The organism is Hubeiibacter jixunmingi, from assembly GCF_041928215.1.
Classification (GTDB): Bacteria; Pseudomonadota; Gammaproteobacteria; order Pseudomonadales; family Moraxellaceae; genus Acinetobacter.
Genome location: NZ_JBHFHK010000002.1, coordinates 49,534 through 72,184 on the forward strand (window position 1 = coordinate 49,534; position 22,651 = coordinate 72,184).

General features: G+C 38.0%; 24 protein-coding genes. 11 read left to right on the forward strand and 13 right to left on the reverse strand.

Annotated elements, in window-relative coordinates; all coding sequences use genetic code 11:
- Window positions 1-134: 134 nt before the first annotated feature.
- The 5 genes from ACEYX7_RS00620 to ispH form a co-directional block, all read right to left on the reverse strand.
- Complete coding sequence (locus ACEYX7_RS00620) at window positions 135-812, reverse strand: pilus assembly protein PilX (RefSeq protein ID WP_374806560.1); 678 nt, start codon at window positions 810-812, stop codon at window positions 135-137.
- On the reverse strand, window positions 812-1,741 hold the full coding sequence (locus ACEYX7_RS00625) for a PilW family protein (protein WP_374802853.1): 930 nt from the start codon (window positions 1,739-1,741) through the stop codon (window positions 812-814). Before ACEYX7_RS00625 ends, ACEYX7_RS00620 begins: the two co-directional genes overlap by 1 nt.
- Window positions 1,738-2,229 carry a type IV pilus modification protein PilV gene (pilV, locus tag ACEYX7_RS00630; protein WP_374802855.1) on the reverse strand — a complete coding sequence of 164 codons (492 nt, stop codon included), beginning with the start codon at window positions 2,227-2,229 and terminating at the stop codon, window positions 1,738-1,740. The genes ACEYX7_RS00625 and pilV overlap by 4 nt, the downstream gene beginning before the upstream one ends.
- A 13-nt stretch (window positions 2,230-2,242) precedes the next feature.
- The gene (locus ACEYX7_RS00635; protein ID WP_374802857.1) at window positions 2,243-2,701 is read right to left on the reverse strand and encodes a pilus assembly FimT family protein; all 459 of its coding nucleotides are present in this window, start codon (window positions 2,699-2,701) and stop codon (window positions 2,243-2,245) included.
- A 111-nt stretch (window positions 2,702-2,812) separates the two neighbouring features.
- Window positions 2,813-3,763 carry a 4-hydroxy-3-methylbut-2-enyl diphosphate reductase gene (gene ispH / locus ACEYX7_RS00640; protein ID WP_374802859.1) on the reverse strand — a complete coding sequence of 317 codons (951 nt, stop codon included), beginning with the start codon at window positions 3,761-3,763 and terminating at the stop codon, window positions 2,813-2,815.
- Window positions 3,764-3,933: 170 nt separating this feature from the next.
- Between ispH and gmk the strand changes: the two genes are divergently transcribed.
- From gmk to bfr, 6 genes are all read left to right on the forward strand, one after another.
- Window positions 3,934-4,563, forward strand: coding sequence for a guanylate kinase (gene gmk / locus ACEYX7_RS00645; RefSeq protein WP_374802861.1), 630 nt, complete (start codon window positions 3,934-3,936; stop codon window positions 4,561-4,563).
- A 94-nt stretch (window positions 4,564-4,657) separates the two neighbouring features.
- Window positions 4,658-4,927 (forward strand): DNA-directed RNA polymerase subunit omega, encoded by a 270-nt coding sequence (gene rpoZ, locus ACEYX7_RS00650; protein WP_374802863.1) that lies wholly within the window; start codon window positions 4,658-4,660, stop codon window positions 4,925-4,927.
- Between the two features lie 291 nt (window positions 4,928-5,218).
- On the forward strand, window positions 5,219-7,306 hold the full coding sequence (locus ACEYX7_RS00655; RefSeq protein ID WP_374802865.1) for a RelA/SpoT family protein: 2,088 nt from the start codon (window positions 5,219-5,221) through the stop codon (window positions 7,304-7,306).
- Window positions 7,307-7,335: 29 nt separating this feature from the next.
- A complete protein-coding gene (locus ACEYX7_RS00660) occupies window positions 7,336-7,719 on the forward strand; it encodes a RidA family protein (protein WP_374802867.1) in 384 nt (127 codons plus the stop codon).
- A 249-nt stretch (window positions 7,720-7,968) separates the two neighbouring features.
- Entirely contained in the window at window positions 7,969-8,163 is a 195-nt protein-coding gene (locus tag ACEYX7_RS00665; protein WP_374802869.1) for a bacterioferritin-associated ferredoxin, read from the forward strand.
- 188 nt (window positions 8,164-8,351) lie between these two features.
- Window positions 8,352-8,825 carry a bacterioferritin gene (gene bfr, locus ACEYX7_RS00670; RefSeq protein WP_374802871.1) on the forward strand — a complete coding sequence of 158 codons (474 nt, stop codon included), beginning with the start codon at window positions 8,352-8,354 and terminating at the stop codon, window positions 8,823-8,825.
- 61 nt (window positions 8,826-8,886) lie between these two features.
- Here bfr and ACEYX7_RS00675 read toward each other — a convergent pair whose 3' ends face one another.
- From ACEYX7_RS00675 to ACEYX7_RS00705, 7 genes are all read right to left on the reverse strand, one after another.
- On the reverse strand, window positions 8,887-10,365 hold the full coding sequence (locus tag ACEYX7_RS00675; RefSeq protein WP_374802873.1) for a PglL family O-oligosaccharyltransferase: 1,479 nt from the start codon (window positions 10,363-10,365) through the stop codon (window positions 8,887-8,889).
- Window positions 10,366-10,574: 209 nt separating this feature from the next.
- The gene (locus ACEYX7_RS00680) at window positions 10,575-11,288 is read right to left on the reverse strand and encodes a hypothetical protein (protein ID WP_374806563.1); all 714 of its coding nucleotides are present in this window, start codon (window positions 11,286-11,288) and stop codon (window positions 10,575-10,577) included.
- Window positions 11,289-11,303: 15 nt separating this feature from the next.
- Window positions 11,304-11,783, reverse strand: coding sequence for a pilin (locus ACEYX7_RS00685; RefSeq protein ID WP_374802877.1), 480 nt, complete (start codon window positions 11,781-11,783; stop codon window positions 11,304-11,306).
- 51 nt (window positions 11,784-11,834) lie between these two features.
- Complete coding sequence (locus tag ACEYX7_RS00690; protein ID WP_374900088.1) at window positions 11,835-13,040, reverse strand: serine hydrolase domain-containing protein; 1,206 nt, start codon at window positions 13,038-13,040, stop codon at window positions 11,835-11,837.
- A complete protein-coding gene (locus ACEYX7_RS00695; RefSeq protein ID WP_374806564.1) occupies window positions 13,037-13,816 on the reverse strand; it encodes a TraX family protein in 780 nt (259 codons plus the stop codon). The genes ACEYX7_RS00690 and ACEYX7_RS00695 overlap by 4 nt, the downstream gene beginning before the upstream one ends.
- Before the next feature lie 84 nt (window positions 13,817-13,900).
- On the reverse strand, window positions 13,901-14,365 hold the full coding sequence (locus ACEYX7_RS00700) for a pilin (RefSeq protein WP_374806570.1): 465 nt from the start codon (window positions 14,363-14,365) through the stop codon (window positions 13,901-13,903).
- Window positions 14,366-14,732: 367 nt separating this feature from the next.
- Window positions 14,733-15,047: a rhodanese-like domain-containing protein gene (locus tag ACEYX7_RS00705; protein ID WP_374802883.1), complete on the reverse strand. Its 315-nt coding sequence runs from the start codon at window positions 15,045-15,047 to the stop codon at window positions 14,733-14,735.
- 250 nt (window positions 15,048-15,297) lie between these two features.
- Between ACEYX7_RS00705 and ACEYX7_RS00710 the strand changes: the two genes are divergently transcribed.
- Both ACEYX7_RS00710 and ACEYX7_RS00715 read left to right on the forward strand, forming a co-directional pair.
- Entirely contained in the window at window positions 15,298-15,786 is a 489-nt protein-coding gene (locus ACEYX7_RS00710; protein ID WP_374802885.1) for a YajQ family cyclic di-GMP-binding protein, read from the forward strand.
- A 14-nt stretch (window positions 15,787-15,800) separates the two neighbouring features.
- Window positions 15,801-16,289, forward strand: a complete 489-nt coding sequence (locus tag ACEYX7_RS00715; protein ID WP_374806571.1) for a DUF4442 domain-containing protein — start codon at window positions 15,801-15,803, stop codon at window positions 16,287-16,289.
- A gap of 106 nt (window positions 16,290-16,395) precedes the next feature.
- Here the strand turns inward: ACEYX7_RS00715 and trxA are convergent, their stop codons facing one another.
- Window positions 16,396-16,821: a thioredoxin gene (trxA, locus tag ACEYX7_RS00720; protein ID WP_374806566.1), complete on the reverse strand. Its 426-nt coding sequence runs from the start codon at window positions 16,819-16,821 to the stop codon at window positions 16,396-16,398.
- A gap of 130 nt (window positions 16,822-16,951) precedes the next feature.
- Here trxA and ACEYX7_RS00725 point away from each other — a divergent pair, with 130 nt between their 5' ends.
- The 3 genes from ACEYX7_RS00725 to ACEYX7_RS00735 all read left to right on the forward strand — a co-directional run bounded on the left by ACEYX7_RS00725 (window position 16,952) and on the right by ACEYX7_RS00735 (window position 22,266).
- Window positions 16,952-17,293, forward strand: a complete 342-nt coding sequence (locus ACEYX7_RS00725) for a protein tyrosine phosphatase family protein (RefSeq protein WP_374802889.1) — start codon at window positions 16,952-16,954, stop codon at window positions 17,291-17,293.
- A 79-nt stretch (window positions 17,294-17,372) separates the two neighbouring features.
- Window positions 17,373-19,040, forward strand: a complete 1,668-nt coding sequence (locus ACEYX7_RS00730) for an FAD-dependent oxidoreductase (RefSeq protein WP_374802891.1) — start codon at window positions 17,373-17,375, stop codon at window positions 19,038-19,040.
- 292 nt (window positions 19,041-19,332) lie between these two features.
- The gene (locus ACEYX7_RS00735; protein WP_374802893.1) at window positions 19,333-22,266 is read left to right on the forward strand and encodes a valine--tRNA ligase; all 2,934 of its coding nucleotides are present in this window, start codon (window positions 19,333-19,335) and stop codon (window positions 22,264-22,266) included.
- Window positions 22,267-22,651 lie beyond the last annotated feature (385 nt).

Sequence of the window (22,651 nt, forward strand, 5' to 3'; positions counted from 1 at the left end):
GTGGCATGTGTTGCAGGTATACTTACAGCAATGCTTAAGGTCATCAAAGACGAGACTGAAGCCACTAAAGCTTTAGGATTTAACTTAATCATTATATAGATTCCTCAATAGCGAATAGGGAAAGACCTTATGGGTTAACGAGCTTCTGATACTTCAATCTTAAACTCTGAAGACTGCACATTTAAAGGAATGTTTAAAGCAGTAAAACAATCCTGCACTGTATCGCCTGTACTATTTCTAAAACAGGATTGGATCTGTGCATCTGTTGCACTAGCAAAAGCCGGTAATACTGAAATCGTTGTCACAGACATTGTACGTGGGGAAATTTGGGCAGTTTCTGTAGCACCCCCACTTGTACCCAAAGTCATATTGGTTAAAGGTGCTTGCCCAGACTTACTTTTGACATATACTTGCGTAAGAATTGCTGAACGACCAGAAGAGAACCAGTTTCTTTGACAATATCCACCAACACCTAATTTGGTAGAACCAGTAACGCTGGCATTTGCTAAACTAAAAAATCTCGAATTGCTTGCACGATAACAGAAAGTGAGTTCATCTTGAGCATTTGCTGGGTTATTGAAATATCCATAAACCTGATTAGAAACTAAGTTTTGTGATAACTTATTTTCATCTTTCAATTCAAATAACACTGCATCATTATTTTGCAACAATAAATTGTTAATTTGATTACTTGTGGCAAGGCTCAAACCTAAAATACTTGAGCGCACTGCAATTGCACCGATAATCGTGACGAGTAGCAATACAATGAGAACAATAATCAATGTATTACCTTTTTGATCTTGTTTTAACATTAGACTACTCCTGCTGTATTACGAAACACAACCAACTGACTATAGCCATTACGCAAATACTTATTGGCTGTTTTTTGCTCTTTTCGAAGCGTAACTTGGCCGTAAGAATCAGCTTTGCTATCACCGTTATTGAACAAATCAAACGTTTGATCATTATTAAATTTTGAATCTGGACCAACAGGGCTAGATGAGCGAACTAATACACCTAAATTAACAGAAACCACATCACCTGACGCCGCACTAGCATAAGTGCTAATAGGCATATACGTCATGGTATCACCTGCAGCTTTCACACCTAATTTCACTTTAAAAGCATCAACATCTGGCATGATAAGTTGACCGTTCTCATTATTGCTACTTGGAGTAAGTGCCGCACGACTCGAGTCGCTATATGAGTAGGCCTTGCAATAAAGTCCAAAACGTTTTGGCGTGTACTCAGATCCATTCGACTGCAGCATTTGTGCAACATGGTATTTCTGTACATACATAACAGTGCTATCCTTAGCACTTAAGTTTTGCCCTTCGCAGTTACTCATTGATCTACCTGGACGGAACTGAATCGTCAATCGATCACTATTCTGATTCGTTGCAGTCTCTGTTGCTTCAGCCTGACTGAATAAATTTGCAGTCTGAGACATATTTTGTGGTAAATTTGTGGTAGCAAAAACAATACCTGACCCTTCCACTGTTGGATTAATTCGCATTTCCTGATTACCGTTCAAGTTCGCGTGACGTATATCATGTGTTACCAAAGCCAAACCAAAAATCGTATTCTGTTGTAGCTCACCCATGCCATTTTGCAACATCAAAGAACGATGTCCACTAAGATAGATTGATAAACCAGCAGCAATCACCAATAAACCCAATACAATAGAAATCATCAGTTCAATTAGAGTAAAACCCTGCTGTGTTTTATTTTGAGTAATCATTGATTATATGTCTCCATCATTATGCATTTAGAACCAGTGACGTAACTAGCAGTAGCATTGACGCAATGTGGTTTACTATCACCAACTGTTGGTGATGTTTCATCCCAAGCAACCAAAATACACTTACGTGATAAAGTCGAACGTGGACATGTAACGATGTTCATACTCATGCCTGCTGCAGTCGCTTTGCGTCCTACTTGTGCATAATCGAACGTAGCTATATCAGCAGGGGTACAAGGAGTAGAATTACAGTCTGTCTTTGGAGATGCTGGTGGCTTATCTATGTAGTTTTTAAAACCAGCACGATTAGCACGCATACGCTCACCTAAGTCTCGTGCTAATGTCGTTGCTTGCACATTATTCGCTGATTCAATACTTGCAGTGACTGCACGAAGTTGCATTGCAGTAAATCCAAGCACGGCCACTGCCAAAAGCACTAACGAAACAAGTACTTCAACTAAGCCTACACCTTTTTGGTATCTATACATTATACACCTCTCATTACGAACAGCTGGTTTTGTTTCTAGGCACAGATATCGATCCATTAGGGCTGAGCAGTATAGCTCTTGCAACGGTCTTATCGGATTTATGCTTCAATAAAAAACATTTATCACTTGTCGTGCCTGTAACGAAACCCATATAATTAAACTCAACGTTTGGTTTTTTTTGCGAATCCCATTCCACAAAATTTGTAGTCTTATAATATACAACCTGCTTGGTTGCAGGTGATGGCGTGCATGAGTCTGAGCTACATGGCTCGACAAAAACTGATTGCTTTTTCAAAAGTGCTGCAACACGCGCTTTGGTCAAACTTTCCGTTACTCCTTGAACTTCTTGATTAACCTGATTTTGACGAATTGTCTTAGAAAAAGAAGGCATAGCCATACTCGCCAATATCCCCAGTAACACAATGGTGATTAACAATTCAATTAATGTAAAACCTTTTTGATGTCTTTTCATATGGTATATACCCAATACAATCTAGATTAATGGTAAACAGTTCACAAAAAAAATCCCACTCATTTTGGATGAGTGGAATAATTTATACGACAAATAACAATATTTAACAATTTATGCCTCTACTACAGCAATTCGAAGCTCTTTTGGTAAGCTAAATGTAATATTTTCCTCTTGTCCATACAACTCTTGTGGTGCTGTTGCGCCCCAACTTTGCAGTCGCTCAAGTACTTGTTTAATGAGAATTTCTGGTGCAGATGCGCCAGCAGTCACACCAACATTTTGACAATAGGTAAACCAGTCTTGTTGTAATTCATCGGCATTATCAATCAAATAGGCTTTTTTACCCATACGCTCTGCCAATTCACGCAAGCGATTAGAATTAGATGAATTTGGCGAACCGACCACCAACACCACATCACAACTTTGTGCCAAATCTCGTACCGCATCTTGGCGATTTTGCGTAGCATAGCAAATATCATCTTTACGAGGGCCCTGAATATGAGGAAATTTTTCTCGCAAAGCTTCGATAACCTTTGCAGTATCGTCAATAGACAAAGTAGTTTGGGTAACAAAAGCCAATTGATTTGGATTTATAACTTGCAGATTCATCACATCCTGCTCATCTTCAACCAGATAAATTTTGCCACCATTTTTATCATCATATTGCCCCATTGTTCCTTCAACTTCAGGATGCCCATGATGCCCAATCAAAATTGCTTCTGTGCCTTCACGTGAGTACTTTGTTACTTCAAAGTGGACTTTGGTCACCAAGGGACACGTCGCATCAAATACTTTTAATTTACGGCGTTCAGCCTCATCTTGCACAGCTTTAGATACACCATGTGCACTAAAAATCACAATTGCATCGTCTGGCACTTGATGTAATTCTTCAACAAAAATTGCCCCTTTTTGCTTTAAATCATTGACCACAAATTTATTATGCACCACCTCGTGACGCACATAAATCGGTGCACCAAAATATTCTAAGGCACGATTAACGATTGCAATCGCACGATCGACACCAGCACAAAAACCACGTGGATTGGCAAGTAAAATTTGCATAATTTTTTACCTTAATTTATTCAAACTCGGTTGCAATGACTGATGAAGTTGCAATTTCATTCAGTTAAACTATTTTAGCACAATCCATGCTCGAATAGCTTGTTTTGCCACATTGAGCCGTTTACAATATTGAAACATCTATACTTTCACAATCATACAGGATTTTTGCGATGACGGGTTTACTATTTGTGGTTTCCGCAGCCTCTGGCACAGGCAAAACTTCTTTGGTCAAAGCCTTACTTGAGCGTACCACCAACTTACACGTTTCCGTATCGCATACCACGCGTCCACGCCGCCACACCGAGCTTGATGGTATTCATTATCATTTTATTGAACAAGAACAATTCATTGAACAAATCAATCAAGGTGGTTTTATTGAGTATGCTGAAGTTTTTGGCAATTACTATGGCACATCACAAGCTACTGTCGAAGCACAGCTAAATCTAGGTCGTGATGTATTGTTAGAAATTGATTGGCAAGGTGCACAACAAGTACGCAAGCTATTTCCTCATGCAATTGAAATATTTATCTTACCACCAACGCAGTTTGACCTAAAACAACGTTTATCTAATCGTGGTACAGACACAGTAGAAGTGATTGACCGTCGCCTAAGTCATGCGATTGAAGATATGCAACAATATGTCAATTTTGACTACATTATCATCAATGATTCTTTTGAGCGTGCAGTCCGTGAACTTGAATCAATCGTGACAGCACACCGCCTCACCACAGCACAACAGTCAGCACGTCATGCCAAACTCATTGAAGCACTGTTAGATCCAAAAGTTGTAGGTCTATAGGTGCAATATGGTTTAATCGAAAAACCATATTGAATAAATCATGTTTTTTTGCTAGAATCACTGGCTAATTTTAATTTGTTCTGAGATAGTCACTATGGCACGTGTTACAGTAGAAGATTGCTTAACTCATTTAGACAACCGTTTTGAATTGGTTTTGGTTGCGAGCAAACGTGCACGTCAATTGGCACGTCACGGTATTGAACCAGCAATTGACTGGGACAATGACAAGCCAACTGTAGTTGCATTGCGTGAAATCGCTGATGGTTATGTGACACGTGATATTTTACGTCAGCGTGATCCGGAACCACAGTCTAAGGCTGACGCCGCATTGATGAGCATCCAGCTTGACAACTTTACTTACTAATTGATTTGTTGATTTATATCATTAATTAAACAAATCAAATTTTAATCGCTAGATCTAGCCTACTGCGAGTGCAGTAGGCTTTTTTATATTTTTTTATTGACAAAATATAAAATATATATTATTCATAGTAATAGCTCAAATTTCCCAATTTGCCCGCACTAAGACGTTTTACTATAAAAAAGTAAAAGTAGTTCAGTGTATATACTGAATGCTCATGGCGCAGTAGGCAGAGAATTTAGCCGAAGTTTTAAATTTTTTAGATTAGCTATACTGAATTTATTGAGTTTGATTATGACTGCACAAGCCATCAGCCAAGCCAAGCAGCAGCTCAAGTCGATCCTGACCTACCTATCACCAGAACAAATACATCAAGTGATGGAAGCCAGTGATTTTGCTGACTTTGCACATACTGGCGTCACCCGAAAGAGTGGCGAACCTTATATCCTGCATCCAATTGCTGTAGCAATGATTTTGGCAAACTTACGTTTGGATGATCAGACTCTGATTGCCGCATTGCTACATGATGTGATTGAAGATACTGACATCAGCAAAGAAGAAATTATTGAACGTTTTGGGCTTACCGTAGCTCAATTGGTAGATGGCGTAACCAAACTAACCTCCTCAGGCGATAAACATTTTAATAAAGTCAGCTCATTTCGGAAGTTTTTACGCTCGGTTTTAAATGACCCTCGTGTAGTCGTGGTTAAATTGGCGGATCGCTATCATAATATGAGCACACTTGGTGCATTACGTTTGGACAAACGCCAACGTATCGCCCAAGAAACTGCCGATGTTTATGTTCCAATGGCACGCCTACTCGGTATGAATGAGATGGCAGATTTATTAGAAAACCTCTGCTATGAAAACCTAGATCCCGATTTATACCAAACAGCCACAGAGGCTTTGGCTGAACATGAAGCTGAACGCATTGAATATCAAGGCATTTGGCAAGTGCGACTACAAGACGCACTCAATACTTTGGGAATCTGGGGTGAGATTGAGACGAAAGACAATACCACTGATTTATTACGATTATTTTTTAAAAATCAAATTTCTTTGCATCGACTGAGTCATAGTCACGCTTGTCATGTGAGTGTACATAGCGTGCAAGATTGCGAAAATATGGTAGAAACGCTACGAAAACGCTTTACTATCCTGAATTATGAAAATTATATTCGCAATCCATTACCAGGCGGCAAGCAAGCCATTATTTTAGAACTACAAGGCCCAAAAACATTTTTATCCCTGATTATTCAAACTGAATTAATGTACAAAACCGAGCGTTTCGGTGTCTTACTCGGTGACAATATCACTCAAGTTTCTCGTTCCGCCATTCAAGCCTCTCTACACAACCTTAGCAATCTTATCGACGATGATTGTGCAAAAACGACTTTTGATGATTTACTCAATTATCTACATCGTGATAAATATACATTCTATACCCCAAAAGGCGATATGCATGAGTTGCCACGTGGTGCAAGTGCATTAGATTTTGCTTATGCCGCCAGCACTGAATTAGGCAATATGGCAGTTGCCTGTAAAATTGATGGCAAAGAGATGCCAATTTGTACTATCTTAGAAAATAGACAAACTGTTGAAATTCTCATTAAACAAGGTGCAAAACCTAACCCTGAATGGCTCAGCTGTATTGCTACACCCAAAGCACGCCGTGGAATTTTATCGCAACTGCGTGTACAGACTTTTGCTGAAAAAGTAGATATCGGTAGACAAGCATTAAACCGTGCCTTAGGCTTTTTCTCATCATCTTTAGATGAGCTAAACGAGCAACATTGGCGAGACTTGTTGGCGTGGCGTAAACTATCTAATCAAGATGAACTCTTTGCCCAAATTGCTACAGGCGATCTATTGCCACAGTTGGTTGCCAACAAATTATTCAACCATAGCAGCAATCAATCGATCTCCCCTATTGCAGGCACAGAAGGTGTGGATATCAAATATGCACCATGTTGCCATCCCGTCAAAGGGGATGTCATCGTTGGACATAGCACTAAGCGTGGCTTGGTCATTCATCGTTTTAAATGTAGAAATGTCCAACAAGAACAAAAACTGCATCCACAAACTGTGGTACCATTACATTGGCAAGATGATATCGCACAAGATATGCGTTTTAATGCATATCTAAAAATCGATACTTTACTTGATGATGAACTGACTTCTAAAGCAATTTACGTAGTGCGTAGTGCAGAAGCAGGGGTTAATGCAGTACAAACTGATCACGACTCAAGCTATCTTAGCATTGTAGTGCGTGACCGCAATCACGTTGCACAAGTTATGCGTGATTTGCGTATTTTATTAGATTTCCCTAAAATCAAGCGTCTTTATGAACTACCAGCGTGGTTCAAAACTGCGACAAATTAAATCTCGCCTTAAAATATTTTGGAGTAATTATGGCAAAGCAAGTTATTCATACCGAACATGCCCCTGCGGCAATCGGTACTTATTCACAAGCTATTTTGGTGAACGATACTTTATATTTATCAGGGCAGATTGGCTTAGATCCTTATAGCATGGAAATGGTAGATGGCATAGAAGCACAAATCCGTCGCGTGTTTGACAACCTAAAAGCTGTGTGCGAAGCCGCTAATAGCTCTTTGGCTGACTTTGCCAAACTCAATATTTTCTTAACCGATCTTGGTCATTTTCAATTGGTCAATCAAATCATGGGAGAATATTTCGCACAGCCTTATCCAGCTCGTGCCGCAATCGAAGTGAAAGGTTTGCCACGTGGTGCTTTGGTTGAAATGGATGGTGTGGTCTGTATTAATCGTTAATCGTATAAGCAGAAATAAAGCTTTAAAAACGCCCTATTTGGGCGTTTTTTTATTTTCTAAAATTAAATATAAAAATCAGATAGATACGTGATATAAAATAAATCCATATATCAAAAAGCAATCATATTTAAATTTTAATCTATTTTTCCAATTAAAATAATCATGACACTTAGTGATTTTCATTGACGATTGATAATAATTATCAATAATATAATGTATCTTATCTAGCTCTATTTTGGGGTTAAATTCATGTATGTATGTTTATGCCGCGGTATCACTGATCAAGATATCAAAGATGCAATCGCACAAGGTGCATCAAGCTTCCGTGAAATCCGTGAGCAGCTTGACTTAGGTACTTGCTGCGGACGCTGTGCACCAGAAGCAAAAAGTATCATTTCGGAAGAATTAGCAGAAATTGCAGCTCGAATCTCTGTTGCAGCCTAAATTCAATTAGTATTTATAACATCTTACTCCTCGCTTACAACACCATGTGTTGTAAGCTTTTTTTATATTTTGAATAGATACACTAACTTTAACTATTCTCATTTGCGGTTCTAAATCCTTGTCGACAAATAATTATAAAAGTATTAAAATGGTGCTATAAACTAATTTTACAATATTTGGAGTATGCTATGAAAGGCAGTAAACTGGTTCTTGCTGAACTCAACCAAGTGCTATACCATCAATTAACCGCAATTAATCAGTATTTTTTGCATTCTCGCATGTTTAATGATTGGGGTATTGAAGGCTTAGGTAAGAAGTGTTACAAAGAATCTATTCATCAAATGAAACACGCAGACCATATCATTGAGCGTATTTTGTTTTTAGAAGGCTTACCTAATTTGCAACATTTGGGCAAATTATATATCGGACAGCATACAGCAGAAATATTAAACTGCGACATTCGCAAAGCCGACGAAAACATTGCTGCATTGCAAAAAGCCATCAAAGTTGCTGAAGATGAGATGGATTACGTTACACGCGATACATTAAAAAATATCCTTGCACAAGATGAAGAATATTGGGACTGGGCAAATACGCAAACCGATTTAATTGAAAAAGTCGGTATTGAAAACTATATCCAAAGTCAGCTTGAAGACGACTGATATTTAGCATTCCTTAAAATGAAAATCGCTAAACGAAATACGTTTAGCGATTTTTTTTTGATTAGAATTTCATTCTCATCACTTCTTGGATGGTCACATGCTCATTATACATTGCCGCAAGAATATCTAACTGATGTTGTGCCAAATCCATCTGCCCATTATACGCCAAGTATTGTGCATATCTTTTTAGGTTCTGTGCAGTGAGATATTCTTTAATAATACGATCTGCCATTTGTAGTTGTGCTTTAGTCGCCACTTTTTTAGTGTCTGTATATTGCCACTTTTGGCGTGTAGCCAATTTATCATACAAATATGACTTGTTGCCATACAACGCAAGACGTGATTTATCATTTGCCATATCCCAGTATAGATACTGCCCTACCATCAATGCAAACACACTCAAATAGGCAATATACATCGCACTATTCACACCAAGAGAGAGTCTTATATGCTGCGACTTCAAGTCATCCAAAGCGATACCACAGGTGATCGCAAACAATAATAAAAAATAACTATAGAAAATTGGATATTCCAGCAAAGCATGCGTAAAAATCGCCAACATCATCATTGTAGCGATAATGGTATGTTTCTGTTTGGCTTTAAGTATCATTTTACCGAATAAATAAATAAAATAGATAACAATCACTGCACCCAAAATAATGCCATTCCAAATCAGCATATCAATCACAATATTGTGTGCACTATTATACCAAAGATGCATACCCTGCTGTGGCGAAGCAGCATACTCTGCTGCGGTAGTTTGATACCAACCATAGCCAGACCAAGGTTGCTGTTTAAGTGCTACCCACATTTGATACCACATATCTACACGGTCGTGTCCACCTGAAGCTCGCTCAACGCCCACAGCAGTCTCTACAATATGGAAGCTAGATTGTGTACTCAGAATATGACTTAACCATTTTGGCAACCACATCGAAAGATAGTAAAATCCCAAACCTAACACAATCATATAACTTGGCGTTCTTAGATTATGTTGGAAACGATGGAATAACAAAAAGAGTGTAATAAGAATACTACTGATCCACACCGTTCTTGACTGTGTCAAAGCGATAACAAAAATAAAAAATGCAATAAATAGAATACTCAAATAAGACTTAAGCTTATTTTGTTCATATAGATACAATGCAGATAATGTGCTGACGGCAAGCAAGGTTGCCAAATGATTTGGTTGCCCAGTATTACCATAAGGGCGATTGGACACAAAATTCAATATCCATTGATGTTTTATACCAAGCCATTGCATTACAGCAATACAAGCAGCAGCCAATCCAACCAAAATCAGGGCAATAGCAAATTTTTCAAAAAACTGTTCTTTATATTGTCTGATCAGTTGATAGCTTGCCCATAAACTCAATAAAAAGCCAAAGAGATAAAGTAGGCTAAATACTGTGTCTTGAAAAAAGCTAATCTGTCCAAATAGCATCTGTAAGATAGGAATCGTTGCTATCCATACAATTGGTAACGTGACTTTGGGAATTTGCCAATCTTTGACTGCTATCAGTGTAAATAAAAATAGCAAAAGTCCTGAGCCTACAGCCAAGCTTTCTGATAGAAAGCCTGGAATAGCACCGTAGCGAAAAGGATTATTTATTGCGAAAAAAAATAAGATACCACTACATATAAGCGTAAAAGCCTGTAGGTACTTAGAAAATTCTCTCATATCAAAGCATCTGAGTTTATGGTTGACATATTCTAGTTTGAGATGAATATTAATACAACTCAGTAAGCCTAATGTTGAGATCTTCCATTCACCATCAACTCATTCTTCACAAGCTCAATTCCAAGTGGAGTGCCATTCTTATCAAGCAACAGTATAGGAATATCGTTGCTAGCATCTGTGATTATAGGCATATAACCTTCGGCACTAGAATATTTTTCGATTAACGCATTATAAAACTTTTCATCCGCTTGCTTAACATAAGCCAATGCAATTTTATCTTTTTTCAAATGCAAATAATTTAATTGACTATAATTTTTCACATCATAAATAACGCTCTCATCATCTATCAACGGATCAACTTGAACCAATTTTGGCATTCCCCAGTTTTGTTCTAAAACAGAAACACGCTTAAAATGATGTTCGGGATTATTTATAAATGCTGGAGTTATCGCATAAACAACATCTTTGTGGTTTACTAACCAAGCAGGACGTGCTTGAGCAATGTTCCACATCCCACCTGTATAAGCAGCTAATTGCAAAACTACTATTACCGTCAAATCTAATTTTAATGTTTTTTTACCCTTTTTATATACAATAAAAGTGAGTAAAGGCCCTAATATAAGATCTACCAATAATAGTAAAATAAAAACGGACTCAACATTATAAATAATATTGAACGGATATGAGTACCACACTTGATAAATCAATATATAACTGATTAATGTCAGAATAATAGAAAATACTATATGTACTGCCGCAGCAATCAGCTTGTCTTTAATCATTTTTTCACTCATCATTTAGTTTATTGAACCATCATGTCTACATATGGATGACAGATACTTTTCAGCAATATTTGTTTTGCATTGCCAACTTCCATCAACACTTCTGTCCCAAATAATTTTTTTACCTGAAAGTGGCGGAGATGCATCACCTGAGACTACAGCTGAAATATTGGTTGTACTTGTCATTGGTGTAGAAATACTCGCAACACCCATGCCACCTGGCAAAGTAACACCAACTTGCGAGCCACCAGTAATTAAATTAGATGCTGTTGCCCTTGGATCACACTCTCTTACACCTAAACCAATAACAGTTAGTCCATTTTGCAAGCATTCTTCAACAGTGAGTCTGAGCTGACTCACTTCACTAATCACTCTAGTGGATTGAGATTTAGCTACATAAATTTGGTATTGTGGGATAGCAATCGCAGCTAAGATACCAATCACCGCAATGACGATCATCAACTCAATTAAAGTAAAGCCTAGGCGATGTTTCATATTAATTTTTCTCCATGAAACAATACAATTCAATGTACATTATCCATACCATCAAATATGATAAAAATCCAATAGTGATTGATAAATCTGCAACTTTAATTGATCTTTAATTTTATAATTCGGGGTACTTGAGGCTCTATAAGCAGCTAAAATACCACCATTACTATCAACAAATATATCTGTATTTACACCAGGAAAAAATCCAGATTTACCATAAAGAATAAAGTTCTTACCTGTTTGCTCATAAGGTAGCATTCCGTAACCATAACAACCCTCTAATACGTTAATATTGCAAGGGGTATTATTGCGTGAGACAACATTATAAGGCTTTTCTTTTAGCATATCTGCTGTCAAAAGTACCATTGATTTTGCAGAACCAGCTAAGCCACCGACTGCATATAGAGAATCTTTAAAGTCAAAATGCGTAGTATAGCTTTCTCCGTAGAAATCTTCATATCTAAAATCATATTTAATTTCATTAGGCAAGTAACCTTCTGCCACAAAATCAATATTTCGGCTTTGTAGATGATACAAATCATTTGCGAGAGCCTTAAAATCTTTTCCTGAAACTTTCTCAGCAATAGCACCCAGTAAACAATAACCAACATTCGAATAACTGAATTGGTTATTTGGTGTAAAATCTAATTGGGTAGTAGCTAATTCTTCCAACTGATTGGGACACCAGGGTTTGACATCCATAGTAAGCATTGGTGTATAAGTTTTGAAACGGTCAAAGCCTGCACTATGTTGTAGCAACATCTCAATAGTAATATCATTAATACGTTTATCATTTGCTGGTGGAATCTTTAATATGTCCACAAGCTTTGTATTCAATTCCAACTTACCTTGATTAATTAGATTTAGAATAATCGCTGAAGTGAGAACTTTTGATACACTCGCATAACGATATTGACTATCTACATTGATTGGGCTAGTGCCACGGAAACCATCCTCCCAACCACTCTCACAGTGATGTAGATGACCATTGGACTCACGAAAAACCAATTGGTTACTCATTGATTTTTGTTCGTAAATCATATTTCTGATGGTATCATGCATAAAATCAGGTGCTTTCTCAGAACAAGTTATGGTTCTTTCTGCGAATGGTGCCTGTGCGATATACACCCAACGATTAAGCAAATAATATTTTGCAGAATATAGATAGATGAATCCAGTCACTAAAACTAAAATAGTTACTAAAATAGCAGCATCTCGTCTGTTCAGATCTGAAAATAATTTTTTGTGCCTATTACTCATGTGGTTATCCTAAAGCCATAAAAGTCAGCGACAGTCGCCAAAATAATCAAATGCAAAGGATAAAAGATATAGAAAAAATATTTACCACCAAAGGATTTACCACGCTCTCCATTATAGGATATCCATAACACGGGGGCGAGTAAGATTCCTATCGGAAACCACGACAATATCAATATAGGTAAAGCATTTGATAAACCTAGATCAACTATTAACAGCAACCCCATAGCTACCAAAAGATATGCGATAGCTTGTCTTTTACGGTCGTCTCGATAATAAGCCAATACTAAACAAAAGCAAATTAAAAATATTCCCCAATCAAAAAATGTAGAAATCCCCAACAAACATGCTATCGCTATAAGTTTTGTTATATTCTCGAATTTAGCATGAAAAATAATTAAACTCAGTAATGCAAGTAAAAGATTAAAAAGAACATTACCTTTACTCAATATTAATAAGGGATCATGCATTATTTTGGTAAAAGAATAAGTGATTAGTGTAAATGGAATCTGTGATAATAATGCAAACAAAGTTAGGCGAAACGCATATTTTTTGATATTGTTAGAATGAAAAAAACCCTCGACGATAAAAAAACACATGATAGGTGCAGTTAATCGACCGAAAAAATGTAAAGACTGACCAAGCAATGTATTACTATCTAGATATATCCATGCAAAGTGATCTAATAGCATAAAAAGTATGGCTAGCATCTTAAGATCAAATCCATCCAAGCTAAAACCCCTATATTTTTTTTTGATTAAAAGTCTTTCAGCTTGCATAGTACAGACACCTTTTCTTTTAATAAACCAAAAAAAGGCAACCGAAGTTACCTTTTTCTAATAATCAAGTAAACTTAGTTCTTATTAGGCTTTAGGTGGACAACCTGCAGGTGCAAATTTAGCATCTACGGTTGTACTACAAGTCCAGCTACCTTCTGCACTACGTTCCCATTTCAAAGTCTTAGTAGCGATACGTTGAGCAGCATTTTGACCAAATGTAGCTTCAATAGAACCTACGCCACCTGTAGGATAAGTGATTTTCAAACCACCTTGACCTGGAGCTTTCGCAGTAGTTTCGTTTGATGTAGCAGCAGCACCACTAGCAGCTATCAAGTTAGATTTCGTCCAACCAATATTACACTGTTCATCAGTTTTACCATCTAATACACAAGTTTCGATCGCTGTTTTCACTGCACTTACTTCACCCATTACACGGCTAACTTGTGATTTAGCGATGTAGTTTTGGTATTGTGGAATAGCGATTGCAGCCAAGATACCGATGATCGCGATTACGATCATTAATTCGATTAAGGTAAAACCTTTTTGCATAGTTTTCATGCTTTTTCTCCGGTGTCCGATATTGGACATTGTTTAAACTTACTCACTCAGTGTGAGCACCATGCCATAGTATTAGCACGAAGCGTGCCAACTTTTACAAAACATTGATTTATAATGATTTGATAAAAAATCGGGTATAAAAGACATAAAAAATGTGATGTGCGTCATGCTTTTTATTTTAAATTAGTGACGTTTTTTGTCATAGTACACAAGTAATGTGACAAAGTTTGTATTTATTGTTATCGATTTTTTGGTTTTGTAACATCATCTGCTTAGATTTTGTATTCAAGCTGGATTTTTACCCAAAAAAAAAAAGACCATACACTTTATATACGGTCTTTTTTCTATACTTTGTGGTTCAGTCACCTTGTTGTAGTGTCCAACCTGCTTCTTTGGCTGCACGGGTTCCGCCCATCAACACCACATATTCACGTGCATCATCCAAGCCCTCAAGTAGCTCTGCTGCACGTGGTGCCTTACTGCCACCACCACACAAAATATAAATCGGCTGGTCTTTTGCCACATCATTTAGGCTATCCACATTCAAGCTGTCGATTGGATAGTTTTTTGCACCTTGGATATGTCCATCCTGATAATTACTCTTATCACGTACATCCCAAATGATTGCGTCGGCTTGTGCATTAAAGCTGGTGATGTCTTGCTTACGGATCATGATTGTCTCCTTAACCTTTCCGTGAAGTTATCTATAACAAACAAATATACCAGACATTTATCTGTCATATTCAATGTTCGGTCTGTCTGTTATAACATGGATTTTACAAAATATGGCAGTCGCATGTACAAAATATATACATTGGATTTATAAAAAAACAATTCTTTTGTTCGCAATACTTGGCAAATCACAAAAAGCCCTTTAGCATCAAGCACAATAGTTATTTTTTAGTTTCATTTTGGAGTTTGTCATGCCATCTTTTGATATTGTGTCTGAATTAGAATTGTTTGAAGTGAATCATGCGGTACAAAATACGCAAAAAGAAATCGCAACACGTTTTGATTTCCGTGGTCAAGACGTATCGATTGAACTCAATGAAAAAGCCAAAGAAATCAAAATCACCACCGAAAGCGATTTCCAATGTGAACAAGTTTATAATATGTTAGAAAATCATTTTTATAAACGTAAAATTGATACTCAAGCTTTGGATCCACAAAAAGCCAGTGCATCGGGCAAACATGTGGTACAAGTGATTAAACTTAAAGACGGATTGGACAGCGATACAGCCAAGAAAATCAATAAGGCAATTAAAGAAAGTGGTATCAAAGTGCAGTCATCAATTCAAGGTGACAAAATCCGTGTGACGGATAAAAAACGTGATACTTTGCAACAAGTCATGGCATTTCTGAAAGAACAGCAATTTGGCGTGCCATTGCAATTCAACAACTTCAAGGACTAAGTTTCAGGAAAAAAATCATGAAAGACAATCGTCTGTTCAAAATGGTGAAGTCGAGCTATATTTTACCTAAAGCAATGCAACGCACTTTTTGGACTAAACTATTCGGTCGTATCGTGCCGATGGTGGGTACCGCAAAAATCCGTTATATTGAAGTGAGCCAATCACAAGTGGTTGTAAAAATTGACAATCATAAAGATATGCAAAATCATATCAAAGGCGTACACGCTGCGGCTACAGCGTTATTGGCTGAGACCGCAACGGGTTTTGTTACGGGCTTGAATGTGCCTGATGATCGTATCTTATTGATTAAATCTTTGCATGTCGATTATGTCAAGGTCGCTAAAGGAGCATTGACTGCCACCGCAACATTGAGCGATGAACAGCGTGCCATGATTTTTAATACTGAAAAAGGCGAGTTAGCGATTCCGATTAGTGTGGTCGATGACAGCGGTAAAGAACCCGTAAAATGCGAAATGATTTGGGCTTGGCGACCAAAGCGTTGATTTTATGATTTAACTTAATCTTTTGATTTAAAAAATAAAAATGCTGTAATTGAATGATTACAGCATTTTTTTACGTCTCACATTTTCAAACGATTTAAAAGAAAGTTTAGCTGATTCCCTGCCCTGCCAACAATTGTTTGAGTTGCATTTCATTCATTGCACCGCTTTGACGTGCCAATTGTTGGGTTTGTTTAAATAAAATCAAACTTGGAATACTACGAATATTAAAAAATTCTGCCAAACGTGGCGATTGCTCGGTATCGACTTTGGCAAATTGCACTGGGTTGTACTGCCCTGCCAAACGTTCAAATACGGGTGCCATCATCTGACATGGTCCACACCAAGTCGCCCAAAAATCTACCAAAATCGGCAATTCGCTATGCGGTACAATCTGCATAAAATTATCATCATTTAATACAATTGGTTTGGCTTGCCATAAAGGACTTTGACAATGACCGCATTTTGCTTGTGATAAATAGTTGATATCCGGTAAATTATTTTTCTTTAAACAGTGACTACAAACGATTTGCATGATTGACTCCAGTACTCAAAGCGTATTCATTTTAACGGATTAAAATGAAAAGATTACGTTTATGCTATACTTTTTTGGGGCGAAAATGCTAATATCAAGATATCTTGATTTATACTTAAAGGACAACATGATGCAAGAAAAAGTCAGTTTTGCAGGGCAAATTTTGCCAGAACAAATGCCTCAGGTGGTTGAACAGGGCTTCCGCTCGGTCATCAATAACCGTCCAGATATGGAAGGCGGTGCAGATCAACCTACTTCCGCCCAAATCGAGACTGCCGCACGTGCAGCAGGTTTGGATTATGTGTTCCAACCTGTCGTTCCAGGGCAAATTACTGAATTTGATGTGCGTACTTTTGCCAATCATTTTAATGAATTACCAAAGCCAATTTTGATGTTTTGCCGTACAGGTAATCGTTCAAATAATCTATTTCAATTGGCAAAGGAAATGGATCTGTTAGATGGTTTGGATTAATTTTTTCAAACTAATACGTTCTAAAGACACGGCTTTGGCTGTGTTTTTTTATTTTCGGTCATCTTATTCCATAATTTGAGTGTATAATTTAACAAAACTTCTTTTACTTTTCCAAACCTACTTTGTTAAAAAGGTATTTCCTATTAAATCTCTCAAAAGCATTGCAATCATTGGCGGTGGTATCGCAGGCAGTACCATTGCCCTTCGCCTAGCTCATCTTGGGCTTAACGTACATTTATTTGAAAAAAATAATAGCCTAGTCAGTGGTCCACCGATGTGCCATCTTCATGCTGGGGGCAATATGTATCGTGAGCTTTCCGATGAAGATTGTCGCACACTATTACGCCAAGGTATTGATACGGTTCATCTTTATCCGCATAGTATTGATGCACGTCCGACGTTGATTGCTGTGCCTTGCCGAGATGATGGTCATCCTGAAACTTTGTTACCACGTCTCAAAATGCTCAAGGATTATTATCAACAACTTATCGCTGAAAATCCCAAAAATGCGATATTTGATGAATATTATCATGTATATGAGCGTGCTGATTTGGATAGATTAAAGACTTTAAGTACGGTAAAAACACCGATCAGTGCCGATGATTGGATGATTAATTTTGTCCACGTCACCGACTTGGATCAGCTTAAATATCCTGTGATTTTGGTCAATGAATACAGTTGGAATATTTTTCAATTGTCCGCATCGGTGAGCAGCTATTTGCTTCTTTTGAATACTGTGCATCTTCATTTTCAAAGTAAAGTTCAGCATATTCAACAACAAAGCGATAAAACTTGGCAAATCAGTTATCAACAAACTAACCATGATGTTGTGGATAACTTAACACTAAACGTAGATTTTATGATTAATGCTGCAGGTTTTCTTACAGGTCAAATTGATGACCAAGCCAATGTTAAAATCGAACGTATGGTCGAATTTAAAGCAGCTTATCTAAGCCGTTGGGATAAGTGCGATGATGCCAATCATATTTTGGCATTACCTGAAATGGTCTTTCATGGTGAGCGTGGCACGCCTACTGGTATGGCACAATTTACCCCTTATGCAGGCGGCTATGTGCAATTGCATGGTATGAGCAATGAGATTACCCTATTTGATGATGGTTTGCATCACAGTACGGCTGAGAGTAGCCAACCTTACGTCAATCCAACTTATGTCAATTATATCAATCAAGGTTGGGATGAAAATGTGCCTGCAAAACGGACACAGCGTGCGATTGAATTTTTGACTGTATTTATTCCTGAATTTAGCAATGCAAAGCCTTATCACAGGGCATTATTCGGTGCACAACAAGTGCCTGATGATGATATTGCAGTGCGTGTAGGTTCGGTCGAAATTGATGCCAACAAAAATTATGCCACGGTACAAAATGTCAAAGCCAGTTCTGCACTAGATATTGCCGATAAAATTGCCAAGCATTTATATGATTTGGCTTGGATTGAGAGCGATGCTCGACCACATCAGTGGTATGATTTAGATAAAAATCAAGTTACGGCTTTGGCAAAACAAACTGCTGAGCAACGTGGCTATGATAAAGTGTTGGCGGAGATTGATTTTCCATTAAATATCACTCAAACCCATAACGTGTCGCTTTCATTAGATGATTCACAACCTATTGATTACCAAGCCAATGCCACCACGATGCAAGCAATTGCTGATTTTCGGCAAGGTCGAGTAAAACAGTATAAAAATATCAATGCTTTGAGGGATAAGCTAAATAAAAAGCATTGAGTTTAATTTAATCTCATTTAATGTAAGTTCGATTTTAAACAGCATATTTTTATTACAATGATTTGATTTTAAAACCCTAAGGTGAGCATCCTTGCCCACCACAGCATCGAATATGCTGGCGGTCAAGGATATTTACCCTACAGATAAATTAATTTTTTAATTATAAATCAAATATTTATATTCAAAGCCACATCAAGCATACCTTGGATAAAAACAAGATTTACACTTGCTTAACAAATATGGCATTTTCAGGTAGAATCAAAAGGATTTTTTTATAATTTTTGAGCCTATCATGACTACTGAAAATGCAGCACAAAACGCAGCACAATCTGCGGAAAACATCGCCACCACTTATGATCCATCACATATCGAACAAAAATGGTATCAAACGTGGGAACAAAACGGTTATTTCAAACCAACATTAGATAAGGAACAATCGTTCTCGATTGCTTTACCACCGCCAAACGTCACAGGTTCTTTGCACATGGGGCATGGTTTTAACAATGCCATCATGGACGCATTGACCCGTTTTCACCGTATGCAAGGCATGAATACGCTTTGGCAACCCGGCACCGACCACGCAGGTATCGCCACACAAATGGTGGTAGAGCGTCAGCTTGCAGCACAAAATATCAGCCGTCATGACTTGGGGCGTGAAGCATTTTTAGAAAAAGTATGGCAATGGAAAGAGCAATCAGGCGGCACGATTACAAAACAAATTCGCCGACTCGGTTCATCGGTGGATTGGTCACGTGAACGTTTTACCATGGATGATGGCTTATCGAATGTGGTAAAAGAAGTCTTTGTACGTTTGCATGAAGATGGTTTGATTTATCGTGGTAAACGCTTGGTCAACTGGGATCCAAAATTCCACACTGCCCTATCTGACCTTGAAGTGGAAAGCCACGAAGAACAAGGCTCTCTATGGCACTTTAAATATTATTTTGCTGATAAATCTTTAAAAACCAAAGACGGCTTAGACTATTTGGTGGTTGCCACCACACGCCCTGAAACTTTACTCGGTGATACAGCGGTTGCGGTCAATCCTGATGATGAACGCTATCAACACTTGGTCGGTAAAAATATTATCTTGCCGATTACAGGTCGTGAAGTACCGATTATTGCCGATGATTATGTAGAAAAAGAATTTGGTACAGGCTGTGTCAAAATCACCCCTGCTCACGATTTTAATGACTATGACGTGGGCAAACGCAATCAATTGCCATTGATTAACATCTTTAATCTTAATGCTGAAATTTTGCCAGAATTTGAATGGATGGAAAAATCAGGCGCACCAATCAGCAAGACCATTACCGCACCAAATGAATATGTTGGCTTGGAGCGTTATGCGGCACGTAAACAAATCGTTGCTCAAGCTGAAGCAGAAGGCTGGTTAGAAAAGATCGAAGCCCATACGCAAAAAACACCAAAAGGCGACCGTTCGGGCGTAGTGGTTGAGCCATTATTGACCGACCAATGGTATGTCAAAATTGCACCATTAGCACAGCCTGCCATTGAAGCGGTACAAGACGGACGTATTAAATTCGTCCCTGAGCAATACAATAATATGTATATGTCTTGGATGAATAATATTCAAGATTGGTGTATTTCTCGCCAATTGTGGTGGGGGCATCGTATCCCTGCATGGTATGACGAGCAAGGCAATATCTATGTGGCACGCAATGAAGATGAAGTGCGTGCGAAATACCATTTACCTGCCGATTTAAGCCTACGCCAAGATGATGATGTGCTAGATACTTGGTTTAGCTCGGCATTGTGGACGTTCTCTACTTTAGGTTGGACAGGTGATAAAAGCCAAGATGCGATGAATGACATCCTGCAAAAATTCCATCCGACCAGTGTTTTGGTGACAGGTTTTGACATCATTTTCTTCTGGGTTGCCCGTATGATCATGATGACTTTGCACTTTGTCAAAGATGAAAACGGTCAGCCACAAGTACCATTTAAGACCGTATATGTACATGGTTTGGTGCGTGATAGCGAAGGGCAAAAAATGTCAAAATCTAAGGGCAACGTGCTTGACCCATTAGACTTGATTGACAGTATCGACCTAGAAAGCCTAGTCGCAAAACGTACTACAGGTTTGATGAACCCGAAAGATGCAGCAAAAATTGAAAAAGCCACTCGCAAAGAATTCCCAGACGGCATTCAAGCTTACGGTACCGATGCGGTGCGTTTTACTTTCTGTGCTTTAGCTAATACAGGTCGTGATATTAAGTTTGATTTAAAACGTGTTGAAGGCTATCGTAATTTCTGTAATAAAATTTGGAATGCGACACGTTTTGTATTGATGAATGTCGAAGGCAAAACCATTGCTAGTGAAGCGAAACCAGAACTTTGGGAATTACCAGAGCAATGGATTGTGAGCCGTTTGCAAAAAGCTGAACAAGCAGTGAATTTGGCATTTGAAACCTATCGTTTAGACCTTGCAGCCCAAGCGATTTATGACTTTATTTGGAATGAATATTGCGATTGGTATGTGGAGCTGACCAAGCCAGTATTGAATGATGCCAATGTATCAGAAGAGCGTAAAGCCGAAGTGCGTCGTGTGTTATTAGCAACGATGGAAACAGCATTGCGTTTGGCACATCCGTTGATGCCATTTATCACTGAAGAAATTTGGCAGACCCTTGCCCCAATGTTAGGCAAAGCCAAAGCAGACGGTACAGACACCATCATGCTTGCCCCATATCCAAAAGCCGATGAAAGTCGTATCAATGAACAAGCCGAAGCGGATATGGCGTGGTTGCAAAGTTTGATTGGTGCAGTGCGTAATATTCGTGGTGAAATGGGCTTGGGTAATGCTCGTCTATTGCCAGTATTGTTGCAAAATATCTCGGATAGTGAGCGTACGCAAATTGAGCGTATTGAGCCATTATTTAAAGCTTTGGCGAAAGTGGAAAGTTTGCAATTCTTAACGAAAGACGAGCAAGCACCGTTATCATCATCGAGTGTGATTGGCAGTGCAACGGTGTATGTACCGATGAAAGGTTTAATCGACCCAAATGCGGAATTGGCACGTTTGCAAAAAGAATTGGATAAAATCCAAAAGCAACACGACCAAATCGCCAATAAATTGGCAAATGAAGGCTTTGTTGCTAAAGCACCTGCTGCCGTGGTAGAAAGTGAAAAAGTCAAATTGGCTGAATTTGCTGATCAAATCGGAAAAATTCAAGCCAATATGGAGCAGATTAAGGCGTTGTAATCAGCTAGTAAAGACAAGATTGAATTTATCAGCCAATCTTGTCTTTTCTCTTATTTTGATATTATTTGTTTTATACGATGATGAAATAAAATCGTGTGACACTATTTATTTTAAATATTCTGTAGGGTAAGCCATGCGAATTTCTGAAATTGTAATTGAAAATTTTAAATCTTTTGCTAATCGGACTGTTATCAATACTGATAAACCGATTGTATGTTTTGTAGGTTAAAATAATACTGGAAAAACGACAATATTTCGTGCATTAGACTTTCTACGTAATGGAGTCGTAAGCGGAAAAAATATTTCTGATTAGACCTCTTTCGAAAATGTAAATTTAGCGATTAACTTGCCAATTTATAAATCCTGCCACTAATTTCATTCTCAA